At 53.8% G+C, this 20,941-nt stretch carries 17 protein-coding genes; 9 read left to right on the top strand and 8 right to left on the bottom strand.

Annotation, left to right across the window (positions count from 1 at the left end; translation table 11 throughout):
• Positions 1-50 precede the first annotated feature (50 nt).
• Together nfuA and ACF8D4_RS16500 are read right to left on the bottom strand one after the other, a co-directional pair.
• On the bottom strand, positions 51-629 hold the full coding sequence (gene nfuA / locus ACF8D4_RS16495) for a Fe-S biogenesis protein NfuA (protein WP_028780834.1): 579 nt from the start codon (positions 627-629) through the stop codon (positions 51-53).
• A gap of 195 nt (positions 630-824) precedes the next feature.
• Entirely contained in the window at positions 825-1,562 is a 738-nt protein-coding gene (locus ACF8D4_RS16500) for a ComF family protein (protein WP_392464385.1), read from the bottom strand.
• A gap of 25 nt (positions 1,563-1,587) precedes the next feature.
• On the opposite strand from ACF8D4_RS16500, the gene bioH reads away from it, so the two are divergent.
• Together bioH and ACF8D4_RS16510 are read left to right on the top strand one after the other, a co-directional pair.
• A complete protein-coding gene (bioH, locus tag ACF8D4_RS16505) occupies positions 1,588-2,367 on the top strand; it encodes a pimeloyl-ACP methyl ester esterase BioH (RefSeq protein WP_044733443.1) in 780 nt (259 codons plus the stop codon).
• 38 nt (positions 2,368-2,405) lie between these two features.
• Positions 2,406-2,909, top strand: coding sequence for a hypothetical protein (locus tag ACF8D4_RS16510; protein ID WP_044733444.1), 504 nt, complete (start codon positions 2,406-2,408; stop codon positions 2,907-2,909).
• On the opposite strand, the gene ACF8D4_RS16515 is transcribed toward ACF8D4_RS16510, so the two are convergent.
• Together ACF8D4_RS16515 and ACF8D4_RS16520 are read right to left on the bottom strand one after the other, a co-directional pair.
• On the bottom strand, positions 2,861-4,861 hold the full coding sequence (locus ACF8D4_RS16515; protein ID WP_208169088.1) for an LTA synthase family protein: 2,001 nt from the start codon (positions 4,859-4,861) through the stop codon (positions 2,861-2,863). The genes ACF8D4_RS16510 and ACF8D4_RS16515 overlap by 49 nt on opposite strands.
• A gap of 336 nt (positions 4,862-5,197) precedes the next feature.
• On the bottom strand, positions 5,198-7,540 hold the full coding sequence (locus ACF8D4_RS16520) for a Tex family protein (RefSeq protein WP_392464387.1): 2,343 nt from the start codon (positions 7,538-7,540) through the stop codon (positions 5,198-5,200).
• 319 nt (positions 7,541-7,859) lie between these two features.
• Between ACF8D4_RS16520 and ACF8D4_RS16525 the strand changes: the two genes are divergently transcribed.
• Complete coding sequence (locus ACF8D4_RS16525; protein WP_071237636.1) at positions 7,860-10,010, top strand: TonB-dependent receptor; 2,151 nt, start codon at positions 7,860-7,862, stop codon at positions 10,008-10,010.
• A 274-nt stretch (positions 10,011-10,284) separates the two neighbouring features.
• On the opposite strand, the gene ACF8D4_RS16530 is transcribed toward ACF8D4_RS16525, so the two are convergent.
• Positions 10,285-10,848, bottom strand: coding sequence for a NapC/NirT family cytochrome c (locus tag ACF8D4_RS16530; RefSeq protein WP_025010834.1), 564 nt, complete (start codon positions 10,846-10,848; stop codon positions 10,285-10,287).
• A 384-nt stretch (positions 10,849-11,232) separates the two neighbouring features.
• Here ACF8D4_RS16530 and ACF8D4_RS16535 point away from each other — a divergent pair, with 384 nt between their 5' ends.
• The 6 genes from ACF8D4_RS16535 to ACF8D4_RS16560 all read left to right on the top strand — a co-directional run bounded on the left by ACF8D4_RS16535 (position 11,233) and on the right by ACF8D4_RS16560 (position 17,964).
• A complete protein-coding gene (locus ACF8D4_RS16535) occupies positions 11,233-11,601 on the top strand; it encodes a hypothetical protein (RefSeq protein WP_345889062.1) in 369 nt (122 codons plus the stop codon).
• 68 nt (positions 11,602-11,669) lie between these two features.
• Positions 11,670-12,125, top strand: coding sequence for a DUF2057 family protein (locus ACF8D4_RS16540; RefSeq protein ID WP_071237637.1), 456 nt, complete (start codon positions 11,670-11,672; stop codon positions 12,123-12,125).
• 248 nt (positions 12,126-12,373) lie between these two features.
• On the top strand, positions 12,374-12,712 hold the full coding sequence (locus ACF8D4_RS16545) for a hypothetical protein (RefSeq protein ID WP_251100832.1): 339 nt from the start codon (positions 12,374-12,376) through the stop codon (positions 12,710-12,712).
• 115 nt (positions 12,713-12,827) lie between these two features.
• The gene (locus ACF8D4_RS16550) at positions 12,828-13,148 is read left to right on the top strand and encodes a heavy metal-binding domain-containing protein (RefSeq protein ID WP_045283941.1); all 321 of its coding nucleotides are present in this window, start codon (positions 12,828-12,830) and stop codon (positions 13,146-13,148) included.
• Between the two features lie 197 nt (positions 13,149-13,345).
• Complete coding sequence (locus ACF8D4_RS16555) at positions 13,346-14,812, top strand: efflux RND transporter periplasmic adaptor subunit (protein WP_045283966.1); 1,467 nt, start codon at positions 13,346-13,348, stop codon at positions 14,810-14,812.
• 8 nt (positions 14,813-14,820) lie between these two features.
• A complete protein-coding gene (locus ACF8D4_RS16560) occupies positions 14,821-17,964 on the top strand; it encodes an efflux RND transporter permease subunit (protein ID WP_101095898.1) in 3,144 nt (1,047 codons plus the stop codon).
• A 67-nt stretch (positions 17,965-18,031) separates the two neighbouring features.
• Here the strand turns inward: ACF8D4_RS16560 and ACF8D4_RS16565 are convergent, their stop codons facing one another.
• The 3 genes from ACF8D4_RS16565 to secB form a co-directional block, all read right to left on the bottom strand.
• Positions 18,032-19,222, bottom strand: coding sequence for an NAD(P)/FAD-dependent oxidoreductase (locus tag ACF8D4_RS16565; protein ID WP_045283940.1), 1,191 nt, complete (start codon positions 19,220-19,222; stop codon positions 18,032-18,034).
• A 78-nt stretch (positions 19,223-19,300) separates the two neighbouring features.
• Positions 19,301-20,317, bottom strand: coding sequence for an NAD(P)H-dependent glycerol-3-phosphate dehydrogenase (gpsA, locus tag ACF8D4_RS16570; RefSeq protein WP_025010841.1), 1,017 nt, complete (start codon positions 20,315-20,317; stop codon positions 19,301-19,303).
• 7 nt (positions 20,318-20,324) lie between these two features.
• Complete coding sequence (gene secB, locus ACF8D4_RS16575) at positions 20,325-20,810, bottom strand: protein-export chaperone SecB (RefSeq protein ID WP_025010842.1); 486 nt, start codon at positions 20,808-20,810, stop codon at positions 20,325-20,327.
• Positions 20,811-20,941: the final 131 nt, after the last annotated feature.

Below are 20,941 nucleotides of genomic sequence, written 5' to 3' on the forward strand. Positions count from 1 at the left end.
TAAAAAAGGACAGTGTTGAACTGTCCTTTTCTTTGGAACCTGTACCAGTATTACTGGTAAGAATGGTCGCCATGCTGGTGATCTGTTACATCACGAACACCGGTCAATTCGCCGGGGAAACGCTCCAGCAACTGAGTCTCGATGCCGTCTTTCAGGGTCACATCGACCATGGAGCAACCGTTACAACCACCGCCGAACTGCAGTACCGCCACGCCGTCATCTGTGATCTCCACCAGCATGATATGACCACCGTGGCTGGCCAGCTGGGGGTTGATCTCGGCCTGGATCATATACTCCAAGCGTTCGGTCAGCGGAGCATCGTCAGACACTTTACGCATCTTGGCATTGGGCGCTTTCAGGGTCAGTTGTGAACCCAACTGATCGGCCACCAAATCAATGCTGGCTTCTTCCAGGAAAGGAGCGCTCTTTTCATCAACCATGGCCTTGAAACCATTGAATTCCAGCTCGATATCGTCGGCTTCAACCGCATCCGGTGGGCAATATGAAACGCCACATTCAGCCTGAGGAGTCCCAGGGCTGATAACAAAGACCCGAATATGAGTGCCTTCCGGCTGACCATCCAGGAGTTTAACAAAGTGCGCCTGAGCTGCTTCGGAAATGGTAATCATGACAACCTGCTCCGTCAGGGTAAACCTGAGTAAATTAGTAAGAATTAGAGCTATCATACTCCGACTGTCATGCGCTTTGTAGTCCCGAAAGCGATAGAGCTGAGTTTTTTGTTGTCGGGATCTCGATTTTATCTTCCACAATTCCAGGCCGGATCTTGATCTTTAGTTGGCACCATACTTACCGCCTTTAACCGCTCAGGAGCTATGGTTCAATCCGGGCGCTTCGGCTCTGGCCAAACACCAAACCTGAACATCCGGCGACCAGGGAGCCAAAGCCTTGGCGGCTTCCAGGATAGTGGTGCCTGTCGTCACCACGTCATCCACCAACACCAATCGTTGCCACTTTGGTGCCCCGCTCACGGCAAACGCCTTGGCCAGATTACGCCTGCGGGCCTTACCACTGAGGCCGGCCTGTGGCGCAGTATCCGCTATCCGCAGCAACAAAGAATCCTCCAGCGGCAGCGCCAACTCTTGGCTCAGCATAGATGCAATCACCCAGGCCTGATTGAAGCCCCGCTGTTGCAGCCTCGCCGGATGCAAAGGAACAGGCACCAAGGCCTGTGGCCAACAGATAAGTCCGGCTGCCGTCAATGCCTTTACCCTGCAAGACAAGGCCCTAACCAGTGCGGGTAGAGGGGCGAAATCCTGCTGGTATTTGACTCGGCCGACAAGCGGCCCCAATGCCGAGTGATAGCTGGCCGGGGCCACAACAGGGATAGGACTGTGTTTCATGCAGGAACCACAAAAGCGTGCAATGACGGTCAACTCCCGGCCACAGCCGAGGCAAATAGATTGTCGGTAGCAGGTGGCCGCAAGACAGCAGGCACACAAACCCTGACTGGATGACTGGATCTGCTGGTGACACAGCAGGCAACGGTTGGGTAAACTGGCGGCCAATAGGGCCCGGCATCCTGCCAATAGAGGGCTCCACATAACAAGTCTTCCATGAGGTGTTTCAGTGAGTCTGCATATCGAAAGCCAGGGACAGGGACGGGATCTGATCTTGCTCCACGGTTGGGGCGTCAACAGTGCCGTTTTTCATCCCCTGCTGCCTGGCTTGTCTCAGTATAGAGTCCACAGTGTTGACCTGCCGGGATTTGGTTTTAGCCAGGCCATTGACGGGGAACTTGACGACTGGGTGGACGCTCTGGTGGCAGCTCTGCCAGAGCAGGCAGTATGGTTGGGTTGGTCGCTTGGTGGCCTGATTGCCACCCGAGTAGCCCAGCGCTATCCAGAACGAGTTGCCGGGCTTATCACTGTCGCCTCCTCTCCTTGCTTTATGGCCAGGAGCGATAACCAATGGCCTGGAATAGCACCTAATGTGCTGACTCAGTTTGCCGAGCAACTGCAACAGGATCTGCAGCGAACCATAGAAAGGTTTCTGGCGATCCAGGCCATGGGCAGTGATAGCGCCCGCGACGATATTCGCACCATTCGCGAGCTGGTTCTGGCGCGGCCGCTAGCCAATGAACAGGCTCTTGCGCAGGGTTTGGAGATGTTGGCCAAAGTGGATCTGCGCCCCGGACTGGAACGGCTCTCCCTTCCCTGGCTCAGGGTTTGGGGCAGGCTGGATGGGCTGGTGCCCAGAAGAGTCGCTAACCTATTGCCGGGTAACGCATCAACCACAGATTTACTGCTGGCCAAGGCATCACACGCCCCCTTTATTTCCCATCCTCAGGAGTTTATTCAGGGGCTAAATAGCTGGCTAACAGAGAAAGACTTTAATTCCTTGCCCTGATTGACTATTATTTGGACAGCAATGTAAGGAATGACCCTATGCAGCTCGTCTCACACTATCCACAGGTACCGATCGCGACCAGTAATCCCGCGACCGATGCCGCTCGGGTAGAGAGTCAGCAAAGACCGCCGGTCATTCCGCCGCAGCAACCCAGTAAAGGCCATGAAGAAAGGGCCTTCAACCCGCAGCACGAACGCACTGCAGACTCGGCGCAGCAACAGGCCAGACTGGCCGACAGAGTCCAGGAGCGCCAACAGCAATCCGGTCAACAACAGCAGCAACAGGAACAACAGCAGCGCCAAGGCAGTAAGCCACTGCAGCTGAATCTGGTCAGCAAGCCGGCCCTGGATCGCCGCGATATCCGCAACCGTCAACTAGAAGCCGCTGCTTTTCCCAAGCCCGCCATCGAATCAAGTACCGAGCGCCATCCCATGCCGAATGAAGCGCCGCAGTTTTATCGTGAGCTGGGGCAAAGAATCGACACCTTCTACCATCAGCGTACTGAGCCCCTGCCCGATGCCGGCATTTCAGCATTGGTTTGATCCGTCTTTGGCGGCAGCTTATATAAACCTTCCTGATACGCCATGCTACCCCAAAGCGCTAACCCAAGAGCCTTGCGAGCCATAGGTTCTGCGAGCGGTGCTGTATGCAGTTGTTCCTTAACAGGGTCATAATCAAAGGTCGCAGGCGCCTTCTCCGGCTGCAATATGGTGACCTTATTTCCCTGCATATAGGCAAAGTTCTTGTCGTACTGCATCAAGGCCCTGCCCGGCCAGTTATCGGGCACCTTTGACAGGTCTCGCCCCAACATGGGGTAAGTGGCATCTATGCCGGCTAAAGACAACAGAGTTGGCGGCAGATCTATCTGGCTCACTACCCGCAAGTCCCGTTTGACCGTTATCCCATCACCCAGCAACAAGCCCGGGATCCTGAATCTGGGCACAGGCACCAAGGAGGCCCCGGAAACCCGGCTGTCATGATCGGCCACCACCAGGAACAAGGTATCACGCCAATAATCAGCCTCTTTGGCCAGGCGGAAAAATTCACCTATGGCGTAATCGGCATATTTGGCAGCATTGTTGCGGGTCTGTTTCGGTTGTTCATACAGCTCGATACGGCCATCAGGGAATTCAAAGGGATCATGATTGCTGGAGCTGAACACCAGGCTAAAGAAAGGCTTGCCCTCGGCATAGAGCCGCTTGAACTCTGAATCGGCCTTGCGCATTAAATCTTCATCCGAAGCGCCCCAGGAGCCGACAAAGGCAGGTTTACGATAATCTTTCTGGTCGACGATAGTGCTGAAGCCATTACCGAGGAAGAAGCTGCGCATATTGTCAAAGTGGCTTTCACCACCGTAGATAAAAGAGGTGGAATACCCTTTAGCCTGCAGTAATTCCGCCAGACTGAAGAAACCGCTCTGGCTCTTGCCGAGTTTCACCACAGAGCGCGCCGGCGTGGGGGTAAAGCCTGTGGTCACCGCCTCTATGCCGCGGACCGAACGCGTACCCGTGGCATACAGGCTCTCGAAATACCAGCCCTCATCGGCCAGGGCATCCAGATTGGGTGTCAGCGGTAAGCCTCCCAGGCTGCCAACGAAACGAGCTCCCAGACTCTCCTGCAATATGATGACTATATTCTTAGGTTTACCGCGATAACTGGCCTGGTTTTGGCTCAGGCTGGGATATTTGTCTGATATGAAGTCAGCGGGCGCACGGCCACTCTCCTGGCGGATTATCTGATAGATCTCCTTTCTGTCCATATCGCCATAGATCCGCGATGCGTCGGCCTCGTTATTCATTTGGCTGATGGCAAAGGCCAGAGAGTAACCGGAATTGACCACCAACGAGTTGACGAGCGGATCATCGGCGAAGGCCACCATGGCTGGGTTCAACGGCCTGTGACCGAGACTGGATCTGGCCCCCGCCAGTGACAAGACAATGATCAGCACACCGAGTACCGGGCGCCAATACCACTTGGGGAAACGACAATTGCGACCGAGGTAACCTGAGAGTTTCCAGCCGCCCCAGAGGATGACTCCGGACAAGACCACAGAGAGGATCAGCTCCAGTTTGCGGCCGCTCCAGAGCATGGAGAGCACTTCTTTGGGGTAAATAAGATATTCGACGTAAAGACGGTTAGGCCTGACACCGTACTCTTCAATAAAGGAGGGTGTGGACAGCTCCAAAAACAGCAAATACCAAAGCCCGAGAGTCAGCCATAGACGTTGTATCCAAGACCAGCAACGCCCAAGCCAATGATCGCCGCCAAACAAGGCAGTACCCAGTGCCACAACGCCCCAGAGCCAACAAAGCATGGCCACATCGACCCGCAGCCCCTGCAACAACATATGGCTCCAACCACCAACGGCAGTTACCCGTTCATATTGCCAAAGTCCCAGCCCAATTCGGCTCAACATCAGGCATAACAGAGCCAATAAACTGAAAGTCAGTACACCGCGAAACGGCCCCGTAAACTTAAGATGGGAAAACTTCATGCCCTAAAATCCTTGCCACTCTTGTATCTCGGTGGTTGATATAAAAATTGAGGTTTAACCGCACGCCAACTCTTTGCCCGAGCCGATTTGCCGCGTCATTATGACAGAAAGGCTACGATAAAGTTTCATTAACATTTGTTTGTAATTGCCGATAACGCCAGAGGGTGAAACAGTTCGCAAAAGACCGGGAAAAGCGGCAGAGCTCAAGGTTCGTAGAAAAGAGCAGCATTGGCTCGAGTGTTGGTTGCAGAAAATGGAGTGTAAAAAAATCCCCCGATAATTATCGAGGGATTCATCTACTGTCGGACCGTTAATAGATATTCAACAACTTGTCGATCAGTTTTTCTTCAGCTTGGCAAAGGCATCGGCAAAGGCATTGCCCATGGCAGCATTCACTGGCTGCGGCTTAGCGGCCGGACGTTGTTTGCCCTGACCAGGCTTACTGCCCTTGGCCTGCGGCTTGCCGGTTCTTGGTTGTGGCTTACCGGGCTCAATCTTTTCGTCCAGGCGCATCGACAACCCAATACGCTTACGCTCCACATCCACCTCCATGACCTTCACCTTGACCACATCACCGGCCTTGACCACGGTATGAGGATCGCTGACAAACTTGTCGGTCAGAGAAGAGATATGCACCAGGCCATCCTGATGCACGCCGATATCGACAAAGGCGCCAAAGTTGGTGACATTGGTCACCACACCTTCGAGGATCATCTCAGGCTTAAGGTCCTTGAGAGCCTCAACTCCATCTTTGAATTTGGCTGTCTTAAACTCACCCCGGGGATCCCGACCCGGCTTATCCAACTCCTTGAGGATATCTGTCACTGTCGGCAGGCCGAATTCATCCGTGGTGAACTCGGCCGGATTGATACTGCTCAACAGTTCACTGTTACCTATCAGCTCGGCAACCGGTTGGCCCTTGAGCTTGGCAATATTTTCCACCAGTGAATAGGCCTCGGGGTGAACGGCCGATGCATCCAGCGGGTTGCTGCCTTCACGGATCCGCAGGAAGCCGGCGGCCTGTTCGAAGGCCTTGGGTCCCAGGCGTGGTACTTTGAGCAGCTCTTTACGGTCGTTGAAACGGCCATGCTCATCGCGGTATTCCACCAGATTTTTGGCCAAGGTGCGGTTAAGACCGGCCACCTGACTCAGCAGTGGCATGGAAGCCATGTTCACATCGACACCGACGCCGTTTACACAGTCTTCAACGACGGCCTCCAAAGAAGCCGACAGCTGGCTCTGGCTGACATCGTGTTGATATTGGCCCACACCGATAGACTTAGGTTCAATCTTAACCAGCTCCGCCAGCGGATCCTGCAAACGTCTGGCGATGGATACGGCGCCACGCAGTGAAACATCGAGATCAGGAAACTCATTGGCCGCCAGCTCAGAGGCCGAATAAACAGAGGCTCCGGCTTCACTGACCATCACCTTGGTGATGCCGGGATTGCTGTCTTTGACCATGGCAATCACTTCAGCTGCCAGCTTGTCGGTTTCACGGGAAGCCGTGCCGTTACCTATGGCGATCAGCTCCACCTTGTGCATATTGACCAGATTGGCCAGGGTGCGTATCGACTTGTCCCACTGGTTTTGCGGCGCATGAGGGAAGATAGTGGTATGGCCCACCAGCTTGCCTGTGTCGTTGACCACAGCCACCTTAACCCCGGTACGCAGCCCGGGATCCAGTCCCATGGTGGCCTTGGCTCCGGCAGGAGGTGCCATCAGCAAGTCGCCCAGGTTACGGGCAAAAACTTTAATCGCCTCGGTTTCCGCCGCTTCACGCATTCTGGCGATAAACTCGGTTTCCATCTGCAGGGCGATTTTGATCCGCCAAGTGGCTGTGATAACCGTCTTCAGCCAGTTATCCAAAGCGCTGTCACTCAGCTTAAGGCGCAAGTGCTCGGCGATGAGCACCTCACAATAGCTACCGGCTTTGGCTTCTGCCTCAGGGTCGGCATTCATAGATAGACTCAACACGCCTTCATTACGGCCGCGCAGCATAGCCAACGCCCGGTGAGAAGGCACTGAGCTGAGTTTTTCAGTGTGCTCAAAATAGTCGCGGAACTTGGCGCCTTCCTTCTCCTTGCCTGCAATCAAGCGGCTTTCAATGACAGCCGACTGTTGCAGGTGGCTACGCACCTTGGCCAGCAATTCGGCATCTTCGGCGATCCGTTCCATCAGGATATAACGGGTACCATCCAACACCGCCTTGACGTCGGCAAAACCGGCTTCCGGATTAAGATAGGCCTCGGCAGCCTGTTCAGGATCCATGGAGGCGCTGCCGACAGCAGCATAGAGGGCATCGGCCAAGGGCTCGATACCGGCTTCAATGGCAATTTGGCCCTTGGTACGGCGCTTGGGTTTATAGGGCAGATACAGATCTTCGAGCCGGGTCTTGCTGTCGGCTTCGTTGATGGCGTGCTTCAGCTCGGCGGTCAGTTTTCCCTGAGCCTCAATCGAGGAGAGGATCACCTGACGCCGATCGTTGAGCTCCCGCAGATAACCGAGACGAGTGTGCAGGTTACGCAGCTGGGTATCATCCAGCCCCCCCGTCACCTCTTTACGGTAACGGGCCACAAAAGGCACTGTAGCGCCTTCATCCAGCAAGCTGATAGTTGCAGCAACCTGCTGCTCACGAACGTTCAGCTCCTGGGCAATAATCTGAGCAATATTATGCATAGTAAGGATCTGTTGGATTGACAAAATTCAGTTGCGCCAACCATACCACAGGCTGCCTGAAAGTTTCATAGCCGGAGAGTGAGATTCCAGCCATTAGTCGGCTAATCGCATTCCCGATTAAGCGTTTGACTCGCTCAGGTTTAGCACCTTGACACTCTTTACAAAAATTCATCACAGCTATGGACAGGGAAAACCTGCCTACTTATACTTCACAATCGTTATATAAATGACAATTATTTGTATTTACAAAGTTGGCAGGGAGCGCCGGAAACCGCAAACCAATAAGCCGTCTTCCAAGGTGGCAAGCATAGGAATAATGATGAAATTCACTCGCTCCCTCGTCGCTCTGTCAGTACTTTCCGGACTGGCAGCCCAGGCGGCCTACGCCAAAGATCCCCAAATGGAAACCATGGTCATCACTTCCAGTCGGATGGAGAAACCACTCAGTGCCATCCCCAATACTGTGACAGTTATAGACCAGGAACAACTCAAACAACAGTTGGCCACCACCCGGGACTTATCGACCATTTTGGGAAACCTGGCCCCCAGTTTCTCCCCCAGCCGCCAGAAAATGACCAATACCGGTGAAACCCTGCGTGGCCGAACTCCCCTCATCATGATAGATGGCGTGCCTCAGTCAAACCCTCTGCGCAGTGGTGGTCGCTCGGGTCAAACCATAGATCCCATGATGATAGAACGAATTGAAATCATCCATGGCGCCAATGCCATGCACGGCCTTGGCGCTCAGGGGGGCATAATCAACTACATCACCAAGAAACCCAGCGGCGACAACGAAAGCCGGGTAAGTTTTGATCTGTCCTCCCCCACCAGCTTAGAGTCCGATAGCCTGAGTTTTGGTGCCAACTATGCCTTCTCTGGCCAAAGCGGCAACCTGGATATGCTGGGTTCAGTGGGATACCACAGCAATGGTGTTTACTATGATGCCAACGACGATGTCATAGGTGTCGACACCACCCAGGGCGAGTCGATGGACAGCCAGAGCAAGGACTTCTTTCTCAAGTTGGGCTATGAGTTCAGCGAGTCGCGACTGGAGCTGATGGTCAACCACTACGATATGGACAACAATGGTGATTGGATGCCGGTCAAAGGCAATGTCGCCACAGATACTCCAACATCGGCGGTAAAACAGCAACAACCCTGGCAGGCAGCCAACAACAAGGTCACCACCAGCAGCCTCACCTATAAGCATCGCAACATCGCCGGGCAGCAGTTGGAGCTGCAACTGTTCAACCAGAACTTCAAGGGTGTCTATGGCGGTGGCTGTTTCGGCAGCTTCTATGATCCGGCCTTCGAAGGTGCAGCGAATCTGACGACTTGTGATACCGGCGCCAATGGCGAGCAGTACTTCTATGACCAGTCACGCAACAAGTCCAACAAGTGGGGCCTCAAGGCGTCGATGATCGCCAAGAATCTGGCCGACAGCGGCGTGGATCTGGCCTATGGTGTAGACCTTTTCAGCGATACTACAGAGCAGGATCTGGTGCAGACCGGACGCTCCTGGGTACCCGAGACCCGTTACGACAATATCGCCCCCTATGCCCAGTTGAGCTTCTCACCTGTGGATGCCCTGACCCTTTCCGGCGGCGTTCGTTATGAATATGCCAAACTCAAGGTCGATGATTTCCAAACCCTGTGGGCCTCTGGCCACAAACAGGTTGCCGGTGGCGAACCAGATTTCAATGAAACCCTGTTCAATATAGGTGCCAGCTATAACTTCACCTCAGCGCTGCGCCTCTATACCAGTTACAGCCAAGGTTTTGGTATGGCCGACATAGGGCGAATTCTGCGTGACGGCAACAGCTTCCCGGACCAGAACCCTAGCGTGGAAGGTTCCTTGACGCTGGAGCCAGTGGTCACAGACAACTATGAACTGGGCTTGGACTATCAAGGCGAGTTGTTGGCAGCCAAGCTGGCACTGTATCACTCCGAGGCCAAACTGGGTGCCCGCTTGGCCCTGAATGAAGACGGCTTCTACAATGTGAAACGGGAAAAGAGCGTGATCCAGGGGCTGGAAGCCAATGTCACGGCTTACCTGGGTAATGACGACGATCTGGGGCTGAACCTGGCGCTGCAGCAAGGGGAGTATGACTCCAATAAAGATGGCAGCACAGACACAGATCTCGACGGCGCCAACATAGCACCCAATCGTCTCAACCTGTTCTGGGAACACAGGTTCAATGCCGAGATGAGTGGGCGCATTCAGGCCAACTACTATATGGACCGTAGCTTCAAGAAGGCCAATGGTGAAGAGTACGCCGAGTTTGACGGCTATGTCACAGTTGATGCCTCCTTCTCTATGCCGCTTTACCAAGGCACTTTGACATTGGGGCTACAGAATCTGCTGAATAAGGACTACTACAGTTACTACTCACAGACTATGGCTAACGACAATCGTTACTTCAAGGGCATGGGCCGTACTGTCAGCATAGGCTTCAGCTTGCCTTTCTAATCCAGCCTGTTAATGACAAATTGAGGGTCGCCAATCGGCGGCCCTTTTTATTACACGAGGCATAATTTCAAGCGACTTTATCCGCGAGCCCAGTCAGCAGCGGCATCAGCTCGATTGGGCAACAGAGCCTAAGGAAGGTGCTAATAGCACTCTCTTGTGTAGAGAGTGGCTGACACAGTAATTGGCAGCTGACACTTATACAAGCTGCAACCTTTATTGAAATCAGGGCATAAAAAAACCGCTGCAAGCAGCGGTTTTTCCAACTCAAAGAAGATTAGCCCTTGGGATAAGGATGCGCTACACCCTTGTGGCAGTCCACACAGGTCTTTCTGCTTTCAGGATCTTTCTTGAAGTTCATGCTGTGCATTCTAACAGCCATTTTCTTCATGGTTTCAGGCTGGTTTTCATAGATGCGAGTATGACAATGCTGACAGTTGGCTGAGTCATTATCACGGAAGTAGTGCAGTGCTTTGTCAGCCTGCTCTTTACGGTTGGCATCCAACCATTCCTGAGTATTGAAGCCATCGATAGTCAGGAAACCGTAAAGATCCTTGGAAACGATGATCTTTTTCACCAGATAGTCAACCGGGCCGTGAGGCAGGTGACAGTCTTGACACTGAACAGTTACACCGGCACGACCGCCGCCGTGGGCAGAAGCCAGCACTTCATCTTTCAGTGAGTGGTTGCTGTGGCAGGTCATACAGAACGCATCTGTACTGGTTGCATGCAGCGTCTGCTGGGTAGCGAAGTAACCCACAACACCTATCACTATGCCGACAACCAGCAGCGACAGGATGGAATACTTTGCGCTGGGTTTAAAGATTGCACGCCAGTTCATCACTCTTCTCCAAAATAAAATTCTTATATCTATATTGAGCTATTCGTTGTTCTGAAATTTGATTATAAACCAGTTTTCTTTCATTAATCTGACCTGAAAAGTGCAAAATGAGACTTAGCTCTAACTCTCAAGGCCTATTGACGACTGGATTTTAAGTCGGCGCCATATATGCACTTTTCCTAAACCTAATGCATGGCACAGGCTTAATCAAGCATAGTCAATCGAATAATTAACATACAGCCAATTCTCGAAACAATAAATGTGATCCAAGCGACACCTAAGAGGTAATGCACAATTTATTTTGGACAAGAGGAAACTATTTAACCAATATGTCTGTCTATTGAGGCAAGCACCTATCGCGTGCTTTGCCAGACCCAAAGGATAATGATGAGAAGCTTGCTGCTGATACTGACACTGATAATGACGCTGGGACAGGCCATGATGCCTGCTGCTGCGTCTATAGCCGTGTCTGAGCATCAGCCGATGGCGACCATGAACCCATCTGCATCCGCTAGCATGACCATGGATATGGATTGCTGCCAAGGCCAGCAGCATTGCCCCGACTGCGATCTGGGCATGGATTGCGACACCATGGGCAACTGTGCCAGCCACTGCACACCAGGTGTAAGCCTGCTTACTACCAGCCACCCTTTGGTGATGACTGGAAGCCAGCAGATTACCCTGCCAAGCTGGAGCCTGCAAACCACCATACTCTCACAGCAAACACCCCCTCCCAACTCAGTACAGATGTAACACTGGCCATCAGGCCACACAGCTTTAGTTAATGTTTTTACATCTGAATATTTTTGGGAGTTCCCACTATGTCTGCATACAAAATTTCTGCATCTCGTTTTAGCGCCGCCCTGTTAGTGCTTACCGGCCTGTTTATGACTCCTGGCAGTTTCGCTGCTGAATTAAACTTGCCGGATAATCTGGCGATCAAGGCTATCGATGGCCAGGCAGTATCCAACTTTGACAGCCACAAACTGGCTGCCGGTGAACATGTCGTTGAGCTCCAGTACCGGGATATTTTTGCCGTCAATGCCGATGACTCGGGCGCTTGGGTCAAATCCGGCCCTCTTTACCTGACACTGACAGTGGCTGGACAACAAAGCCTACAACTGCAGTTACCGACTCTGGATACCGAGGCCGAAGCCAACGCCTTTATTCGCAGCCCACAGTTGCAAGTAGTGGATGAAGCCGGCCAGGCTGTTCCTGCCGAGGTAATGACCCATGGGGGCCTGATGGCCGACTGGTTGGCACAGCTGCGCCGCTGAGTTTTCAGAGTGGAGTGAGGCAGAAGGTCAGCCTACAAACCAATGATTGCCCGAGAATAGCTGAAGATATTTTCGCACTTCTTCAGATGTGAATCACATCAAGGCAAGCATTTTAAAGCATGGTAGACTAATGGGGTTCATTCTCTCTGGAGTTCAAGCTCAAGATGCTATCGGTTCGCCGCCACATCCTGGTTCTGTTTACCATGCTCGCATTGCTCGGGCAGGGTATGCTAACCAATGGACACTGGATGGTACCCACAGCTGAAGCGCATTCCGGGGAAATGCACTCCACGGCACACCCAATGGCTGCCACCATGGATTGTCACCCTCAACAGACACAGCGCAGTCACTGCTGCGATGACCCGCAAGTTGATACAGTGCTTCCCGACACTGTGAGTCATTGCTGTGAAGGCAAAGGATTCTGCAAGAGTGACTGTAACCATTGTCTGGTGATATCCGTAGCGGGTACCCTCATCGCCGTCGGTTCCTGGCCGGTGATGTCTCTGCCCGAAGCCGCCGTGGCCACGCCTATGCCTCATTTCCACTCTGTTTCTGTCGGCCAGACTATCAAACCACCCATAGTTTGATGCCCACGGCACACTTGTGCCCAAAATCTGCCAATAAATACAATTTTTTATGGGATAAGCCCTAGGAATGCCAGCCGGCGCCTGGTCAAAGCCGTATCCCAAACGGAGTGAATCAATGAAAACCTTTATCAGTGTCCTGATTATTGCCTTACTGTCTGTCACCCTGGCCCGTGCCAGCTTCGCAAACGAACGCGAACATCATCACGGCCAGCAACAAGCCGCCGTAACAGCCGAATATGCTTGCCCCATGCACCCTGAAGTGACGGGTAACAAAGGGGATTCCTGCCCCAAGTGCGGTATGTTCCTGGAAAAACAGCAACAAGCCGGCTACCACTGTCCCATGCATCCTGAAGTGACTGGCAAGAAAGGTGACTCCTGCCCCAAATGTGGTATGAATCTTGAGCCTGTAACAGGCCAGAAACACCACCACCACTAATCAAGCTGTAGCTGGAGATGAGGCATATGAGCGATTCAAACCGTAAAAGCCAACGACTGGCCTGCGCGCTTAGTCTGGTGTTGGCTGTCGGCCCGCAATGGAGTATGCAGGCAATGGCCCAGGGCAATCAGCCCCAAGGGCAGGAACAACACAAAGATCATCAACATGGGACGGCAACTCAGGAGTATTACTGCCCCATGCATCCGGAAGTCACCAGCCATGAGCCGGGACGTTGCCCCAAGTGCAACATGTTTTTGGTCAAAGATGAGGCTACTGAAGCCTTGGCAGAACCAACACAGGCCCTGCAAAAAACCTATGTTTGCCCCATGCATCCGGAAGTGACCAGTCACGAGCCGGGACGCTGCCCCAAATGCAACATGTTCCTGGTTGAAGAGGAAGAAGAGGAGCCCGGTTCCCATGCCGGTCACGCCCAGACTATAGAAACCCAGGTTACAAAAACCAAAGCTGATGACCATAGCCAGCACGCCATGCAGCAGACAAAGCCCGCGTTGGAGATTAAACCTGCACCTCTGGATCAGGGCAAGAACATCAAATATGTCTGCCCCATGCATTCTCATATCATCAGCGATGTGCCGGGCACCTGCCCCATCTGCGGCATGAATCTGGAAAAAGTCGAGATGGGCAGTCACTCGGAAACCGTTGAAATAGATGTCTCAGGCCAGATGCAACAAGCCTTGGCCCTCAAAGTGGCCAAGGTAGAAAGGGACACTTTGTGGAAGTTCGTCAAAACAGTCGGCCAGATAGACTATGACGAGAGCCAGATCAGTCATATCCATGCCAGGGTCAATGGCTGGATTGAAAAGCTTAAAGTAGAGTCTGTCGGTGACAGGGTCGAGAAAGGCCAGCTGCTGTACGAGATCTATTCACCGGATCTGGTCAATGCCCAGGACGACTATCTGTTGGCCCAAGATACCCTGAAACGCTCAGGCAACAGTGCCAACTACCAAGAGCTATTGCGTAAGGCCGGGCTACGTCTTGAACTGCTGGGCATGAACCAAGAGCAGATCAAACAGCTGGCCAAGACTGGCAAGACCCAATACCGGGTTCCTTTCTACGCCCGCGAAAGCGGCATAGTCAAACAGCTCGCGGTGCGTGACGGCATGTATATACAACCTCAGACCGAGGTCATGTCACTGGTCGACCTCTCCAAGGTCTGGGTCATCGCCGACGTGTTTGAAAACGAGCAAAGCTGGCTGGAAGTGGGTCAGGCCGCCGAGGTCAATATCCCCGCCATGGGACTCAAGGGCATAGAAGGCAAGATTGACTATATCTATCCCGAGCTGGATCCCATCACCCGTAGCCTGAGGGTCAGAGTGGTACTCAACAATGATCAAGCGATGGAGCTAAGGCCCAAGACCTTGGCCAAGGTTTCCCTCTATGGTGGCCCCAAACGCGATACTTTGGTGATCCCCCAGGAAGCTTTGATCCAAACAGGCAAGGAGAACCGGGTCATAGTCAAACAGGATGATGCCAGTTTCAGCGCCAGAAAGGTCACTGTCGGCATGCTGAGTCAGGGTAAGGCAGAGATCCTCGAAGGCCTGCATGAAGGCGAAAACGTGGTGATTTCCGGACAATTCCTGCTGGATTCAGAGGCCAGTCTCAAGGGCAGCCTGATGCGCCTGAGCTCAGGCCACCAGCACTAGGAGGCAACATGCTGAAAAAAATCATTGAAGCCTCCATCAAACAAAGGGTGATGGTGCTGATTGTCACCCTGATGGTGACGGTTTGGGGGATTCAGGCGCTGCGTACCACGCCGCTCGACGCCCTGCCGGATCTGTCCGATGTGCAGGTCATCATCAAAACCGCCTATCCGGGACAGGCGCCTAAGCTGGTAGAGGAACAGGTGACCTATCCCTTGTCCACCGCCATGCTGGCCGTGCCCGGGGCCAAGACGGTGCGCGGCTATTCCATGTTCGGTGACTCCTATGTCTATGTGATCTTTGAAGATGGTACAGACATCTATTGGGCCCGCTCCCGGGTATTGGAATACCTGAGCCAGATAAGCAGCCGTCTACCCGAAGGGGTGCAACCCTCACTGGGGCCCGATGCCTCCGGGGTCGGTTGGATCTATGAATATGCCCTGGTAGACCGCAGCGGTAATCTGGACCTTTCGCAACTCAAGAGTTTGCAGGACTGGTATTTGAAGCTGGAATTGCAGAGTGTTGCCGGGGTATCGGAAGTCGCCACAGTCGGTGGCATGGAACAGACCTATCAGATAGTGCTGGAGCCGGACAAGCTGGCGATTTACAAGCTGGACATCGCCTCAGTCAAGCAGGCTATTACCAAGGCCAACAACGAGGCCGGCGGCTCTGTGGTGGAGATGGCCGAAGCCGAGTATATGGTACGCGCCAAGGGCTATCGTCAAACACTGGCGGACTTTCGTGAAATCCCGCTGGGGGTCACCAGCCCCTCAGGCACACCTCTGCTGCTGAAAGACGTTGCCACCGTACGTAAGGGCCCGGCATCCCGCCGTGGCATAGCCGAGCTCGATGGTGAGGGCGAAGTCGTCGGTGGCATCATAGTCATGCGCTATGGGGAAAACGCCCTGGCGACTATCGAGGCGGTGAAAACCAAGCTGGAAGAACTCAAGGCGGGTCTTCCCGAAGGCGTGGAGATAGTTCCCACCTACGACAGATCGCAACTGATTGAAAATTCGGTCGACAACTTGCTGCACAAGGTGCTGGAAGAGATGGTGGTTGTGAGCATTGTTTGCTTGCTGTTTCTGCTGCACGCCCGCTCGACCCTGGTGGCCGTCATCACCCTGCCACTGTCGATACTGATCGCCTTTATTGTGATGAACAAGATGGGGGTTAACGCCAATATCATGAGTCTTGGCGGTATCGCCATCGCCATCGGGGCCGTGGTAGATGGCGCCATTGTGATGATCGAGAATATGCACAAGCACCTCGAGCATTTCAAACAGGACCACCAGCGCCAACCCGACGCCAAAGAGCATTGGAAAATTGTCGCCGAAGCCTCCATTGAGGTGGGCCCGGCACTCTTCTTCTCCTTGCTAATCATTACTCTGAGCTTTGTGCCTGTATTTGCCCTCGAAGCCCAGGAAGGCAGGCTGTTCAGCCCTCTGGCCTATACCAAAACCTTTGCCATGGCCGCCGCAGCTGTGTTGTCGATCACCTTGGTGCCTATCCTGATGGGCTTCTTTATCCGTGGCAAGATCCCCTCGGAAAGCAGCAACCCACTGAGCCGGGTGTTGATAGCCATCTACAAGCCTATGCTCAATGCCGTGCTGCGCTTCCCCAAGTTGACCCTGCTGGCGGCTCTGGTGGCGCTGGCCAGTGCCTGGTATCCGGTGAGTCATATGGGCAGCGAGTTTATGCCCGAGCTCGAGGAAGGGGATCTCCTGTACATGCCAACAGCCTTGCCTGGCATCAGTGCCAGCAAGGCCGCCGAAGTGCTGCAGCAAACCGACCGGCTGATCAAAACCGTTCCGGAAGTGGCGCGGGTGTTTGGCAAGGTTGGCCGCGCCGAAACCGCCACGGATCCTGCGCCATTGACCATGCTGGAAACCACCATAATGCTCAAACCCAAAGAGCAGTGGCGCGAAGGCATGGATCTCGACGGCATTATTGCCCAGCTGCAAAGTACGGTAAAAGTGCCCGGTCTCACCAACGCCTGGGTACAGCCGATCAAGACCCGTATCGACATGCTGTCTACCGGTATCAAGACGCCTGTGGGGATTAAGATCACCGGCGCCGATGTTAATCAACTGCAGGAGATAGGGGCCCAGATAGAAGCGATTCTATCGGCGCAGCCTCATACCAAGTCGGCCTATGCCGAGCGGGTGGGTGGCGGCCGCTACATAGACATCACGCCGAAACTCGAGGTGACCTCCAGATATGGCATGACCCTGAGCGATATTCAGGACGTAGTACGTTACGCCATAGGTGGCATGAATATCGGTGAGTCAGTTCAAGGTGCCGAGCGCTATCCCATCAACCTGCGCTATCCAAGAGACTTGCGAGACAATATCGAAAAGCTCAGAGAGCTGCCGGTGATCACCAAGAGTGGCCACTATCTGCCGCTGCGCAATCTGGCCGACATCGAAATCACGGATGGCGCGCCTATGCTCAAGAGTGAGAATGGTCGTTTGATCTCCTGGGTATTTGTCGATATCGGCGGCACGTCCATCGGTGAGTATATCGAAGCCGTCAAGCCGGTATTGGAGCAGGAGCTCAAGCTGCCGGCCAGGTACAGCTACAGCTTTGCCGGCCAGTATGAGTATATGCAGCGGGTCGATGCCAAACTGCAGCAAGTGATCCCCATGGCACTGGCGGTGATCTTCATACTGCTGATGATGACCTTCGGCTCATCCATGCAGGCCAGCATCATTATGCTGTCGCTGCCGTTTGCCTTGGTGGGCAGTACCTGGTTGCTGTATCTGCTGGACTACAACATGTCGGTCGCTGTCGCGGTGGGCATGATAGCCCTTGCCGGGGTCGCCGCCGAGTTTGGTGTGGTCATGCTGGTGTATCTCAACAATGCCATCAAGCACAAGCAGGACAGAGGCGAATACCACAGAGTGGAGGACCTCAAGGACGCTCTGATTGAAGGTGCAGTGATGCGGATCCGCCCCAAGGCGATGACAGTGGCGACCATCTTCTTCGGTCTGCTCCCGATTATGTGGGGCGCAGGTTCGGGCAACGATGTGATGCAGAAAATTGCCGCGCCCATGGTCGGTGGCATGGTTACAGCCCCGGTGCTGTCGCTCTTTGTTCTTCCGGCGCTCTATCTTCTTATCTACCGTCGTCACTTAAGCAAGCCTAAGGCTGAATAAGCCTGTAGATGATTGCAAGAGCAAAAACGGCTGCCAATGCAGCCGTTTTTTATTGGATTGATATCAGTTACACCACTTCACCGGCAGCGTAGCCGGAACTCCAGGCCCACTGGAAGTTATAGCCGCCGAGCCAGCCACTGACATCCACCACTTCACCGATAAAATAGAGTCCGGGATGACGCTTGGCCTCCATGGTCTTAGAGGATAACTCATCGGTGTCCACTCCGCCCAGAGTCACCTCGGCGGTGCGATAACCCTCGGTGCCGCCGGGTTGGATCTGCCAACAATGGAAATAACTGTCCAGCGCAGCCACATCGGCCTTGGACAGTTGGTTAAGGTTCTTGTTGGGTAATTCGCCCAGCTCCAGCAGCCTCTCAACCAAGCGCTTAGGTAATAACCGAGATAGTCCATTTTTAAGCGACAATTTTGGTGATTCAGCAGTAATTGTTTTGCACCAATCGACAAAATCCAGATCCGGTAGTAAATCAAAAAGCACACTCTGGCCTGGCTGCCAGTAGGAGGAGATCTGCAGCACAGCCGGCCCGGACAATCCTCTGTGGGTAAATAACATGGCCTCTCTAAACTGCTTGCCGCACTCGGCTTTGGCGATAACCGGCAAGCTGATACCAGACAGGCCTTCAAACCTGGCCTTGTCTTCAGGCTGTAAGGTAAAGGGAACCAGCCCGGCAGTTGTCGGCAACACCTTGATGGCAAACTGCTCAGCGATGCGGAATCCAAACGGCGTTGCCCCGAGCTTGGGCATGGACAGGCCCCCAGTGGCTATCACCAGTGACTCACAGCGATATTCCCCTTCACTGGTTTGCAGGCTGTAACCGCCATCTGTGGCTGCCACAGAAAGAATTTCGGTACGCAGCTGAATCTTGACTCCGGCCCAATCGCACTCTGTGGTCAGCATATCGACGATATCTTTGGCTGAGTCATCACAAAACAGCTGTCCCAGGGTCTTCTCGTGATAATCGATGCCGTGCCGCTCGACCATGGCGATAAAGTCCCACTGGCTGAAACGAGCCAGCGCCGACTTGACGAAGTGTGGGTTACTGCAGAGATAGGCGCCCGGTTCAATGTTCTGATTGGTGAAGTTGCAGCGACCGCCGCCACTGATCAGAATTTTGCGCCCCAGTTGTTTGGCGTTATCCAGCAAGAGGACATCCCGGCCCCGATATCCGGCAGTGAGGGCACACATTAACCCTGCGGCGCCAGCGCCGATAATGATCACCTGATGCTGTTTAACTGACATAACGCTCACTCTCGGGCCCAACAAGGGGCAATAAAAAAGGACGCTATTCTAGCATCCTTTTCCGGGATTGGAGATGGCTCAGTCTGCCGAGGTTTCCGACTTCTTCTCTCTGGCCAGCAGTTCTTTGGCCGCATCAATAGGCGATTTGCCCTGATACAACACCTGATAGATCTGCTCGGTGATCGGCATCTCTACCCCCAAGCGCTTGGCCAGGGTGTAGACCTCTTTGGTGTTGCGGTAACCTTCAACCACCTGACCGATTTCAGCCTGGGCAGTATCGACATCACAACCTTTACCCAATGCCAAACCAAAGCGACGATTGCGCGATTGGTTATCGGTACAGGTCAGCACCAGGTCCCCAAGACCCGCCATTCCCATAAAGGTAGAAGCATGGGCGCCCAGGGCTTCCCCCAGACGGCTCAACTCCACCAAACCTCGGGTGATCAGGGCAGTACGGGCATTGGCACCAAAGCCAATACCATCGGACATGCCGGCGCCTATGGCGATGACATTCTTGACCGCGCCACCGAGTTGCAGGCCGATAAAATCGTCATTGGCATAGACTCTCAGACGTTTGGGGCTGTGCAACAGCTCCACCAGATCCTGGGTAAACTCGGCATCGGTACCAGCCACTGAGATGGCGGTTGGTAAACCTGCCGCCAGCTCTTTGGCAAAAGTCGGTCCGGACAATACCGCCAGCGGATACTTCTCCCCCAGCACATCGCGGGCAACATCCTGCAACAGGCGACCACTTTCCGGCTCCAGCCCCTTGGTGGCCCAAATGATGCGGGCATCATCACGCAGCAGAGGTTTGGCCTGAGCCAGCACATCAGCAAAAACGTGACTTGGTACCACAACCAGAATATTTCGCGACGCCGCCAATGCTTTGGCCAGATCGGCTTCCATCACCATGGAGTCGGGAAAGGCTATCCCGGGAAGAAAGGCTTGGTTGCTGCGCTCGGCAGCGAGTTTGGCTACATGCTCGGGCTCATGCCCCCACAACAGGGTGCTGTGTCCATTGCTGGCCAAAGAAATGGCAAGGGCGGTGCCATAAGAGCCCGCCCCCAATACCGTTATTTCGGCAGTGTCTTTCATCGGCTGATTACGCGTTAGCTTCTTCGGCCGGAGCTTGCTCTGCGGCGGCTTGACGCTGCTGCACGTACTGAGCGAACAGGGCGTCGAAGTTCACAGGAGCCAGGTTCAGCTGTGGGAAAGTACCACGGGATACTAGGCTTGCCACAGTTTCACGGGCATAAGGGAACAGGATGTTAGGGCAGTAAGCACCCAGAGAATGAGCCAGTTGAGGATCACTCAGACCTGAGATAGAGAAGATACCGGCTTGTTGTACTTCACACAGGAACGCAGTTTCTTCACCGTTTTTGGCAGTCACAGTCAGTGACAGTACCACTTCAAATACATCATCGGCCAACTTGGCGCTGCGGGTATCCAGATCCAGCTTAACTTCAGGATTCCACTCTTTCTGGAATACCGCTGGGCTGTTAGGTGTTTCGAAAGAAACGTCCTTGATATACACACGTTGAATGTTGAACTGTGGGGCTTGTTGTTCGTTGTTTGCTACTTCAGCCATAATTCCTACCTATCCATTTAGTCTCGGCTTGCAATGAGCCGGTGTTTGGGGCGTATGTTACTCGGGTCGGTTGCGACTCCCAGTCATCATCCCAGCTATTCATCTGTTCAGCGCCGGAACAGAACTCAGGA

Origin of the sequence: Shewanella sp. YQ_9, from assembly GCF_043103185.1 — a bacterium.
Taxonomy (GTDB): domain Bacteria; phylum Pseudomonadota; class Gammaproteobacteria; order Enterobacterales; family Shewanellaceae; genus Shewanella; species Shewanella algae.

What these genes read in the sequence shown, in the direction of transcription:
- nfuA (WP_028780834.1), bottom strand. Translation starts at nt 629, where the DNA reads ATGATTACCATTTCCGAAGCAGCTCAGGCGCACTTTGTTAAACTCCTG.
- ACF8D4_RS16500 (WP_392464385.1), bottom strand. Translation starts at nt 1,562, where the DNA reads ATGTGGAGCCCTCTATTGGCAGGATGCCGGGCCCTATTGGCCGCCAGT.
- ACF8D4_RS16510 (WP_044733444.1), top strand. Translation starts at nt 2,406, where the DNA reads ATGCAGCTCGTCTCACACTATCCACAGGTACCGATCGCGACCAGTAAT.
- ACF8D4_RS16515 (WP_208169088.1), bottom strand. Translation starts at nt 4,861, where the DNA reads ATGAAGTTTTCCCATCTTAAGTTTACGGGGCCGTTTCGCGGTGTACTG.
- ACF8D4_RS16520 (WP_392464387.1), bottom strand. Translation starts at nt 7,540, where the DNA reads ATGCATAATATTGCTCAGATTATTGCCCAGGAGCTGAACGTTCGTGAG.
- ACF8D4_RS16525 (WP_071237636.1), top strand. Translation starts at nt 7,860, where the DNA reads ATGAAATTCACTCGCTCCCTCGTCGCTCTGTCAGTACTTTCCGGACTG.
- ACF8D4_RS16530 (WP_025010834.1), bottom strand. Translation starts at nt 10,848, where the DNA reads ATGAACTGGCGTGCAATCTTTAAACCCAGCGCAAAGTATTCCATCCTG.
- ACF8D4_RS16535 (WP_345889062.1), top strand. Translation starts at nt 11,233, where the DNA reads ATGATGAGAAGCTTGCTGCTGATACTGACACTGATAATGACGCTGGGA.
- ACF8D4_RS16540 (WP_071237637.1), top strand. Translation starts at nt 11,670, where the DNA reads ATGTCTGCATACAAAATTTCTGCATCTCGTTTTAGCGCCGCCCTGTTA.
- ACF8D4_RS16545 (WP_251100832.1), top strand. Translation starts at nt 12,374, where the DNA reads ATGGTACCCACAGCTGAAGCGCATTCCGGGGAAATGCACTCCACGGCA.
- ACF8D4_RS16550 (WP_045283941.1), top strand. Translation starts at nt 12,828, where the DNA reads ATGAAAACCTTTATCAGTGTCCTGATTATTGCCTTACTGTCTGTCACC.
- ACF8D4_RS16555 (WP_045283966.1), top strand. Translation starts at nt 13,346, where the DNA reads ATGCATCCGGAAGTCACCAGCCATGAGCCGGGACGTTGCCCCAAGTGC.
- ACF8D4_RS16560 (WP_101095898.1), top strand. Translation starts at nt 14,821, where the DNA reads ATGCTGAAAAAAATCATTGAAGCCTCCATCAAACAAAGGGTGATGGTG.
- ACF8D4_RS16565 (WP_045283940.1), bottom strand. Translation starts at nt 19,222, where the DNA reads ATGTCAGTTAAACAGCATCAGGTGATCATTATCGGCGCTGGCGCCGCA.
- gpsA (WP_025010841.1), bottom strand. Translation starts at nt 20,317, where the DNA reads ATGAAAGACACTGCCGAAATAACGGTATTGGGGGCGGGCTCTTATGGC.
- secB (WP_025010842.1), bottom strand. Translation starts at nt 20,810, where the DNA reads ATGGCTGAAGTAGCAAACAACGAACAACAAGCCCCACAGTTCAACATT.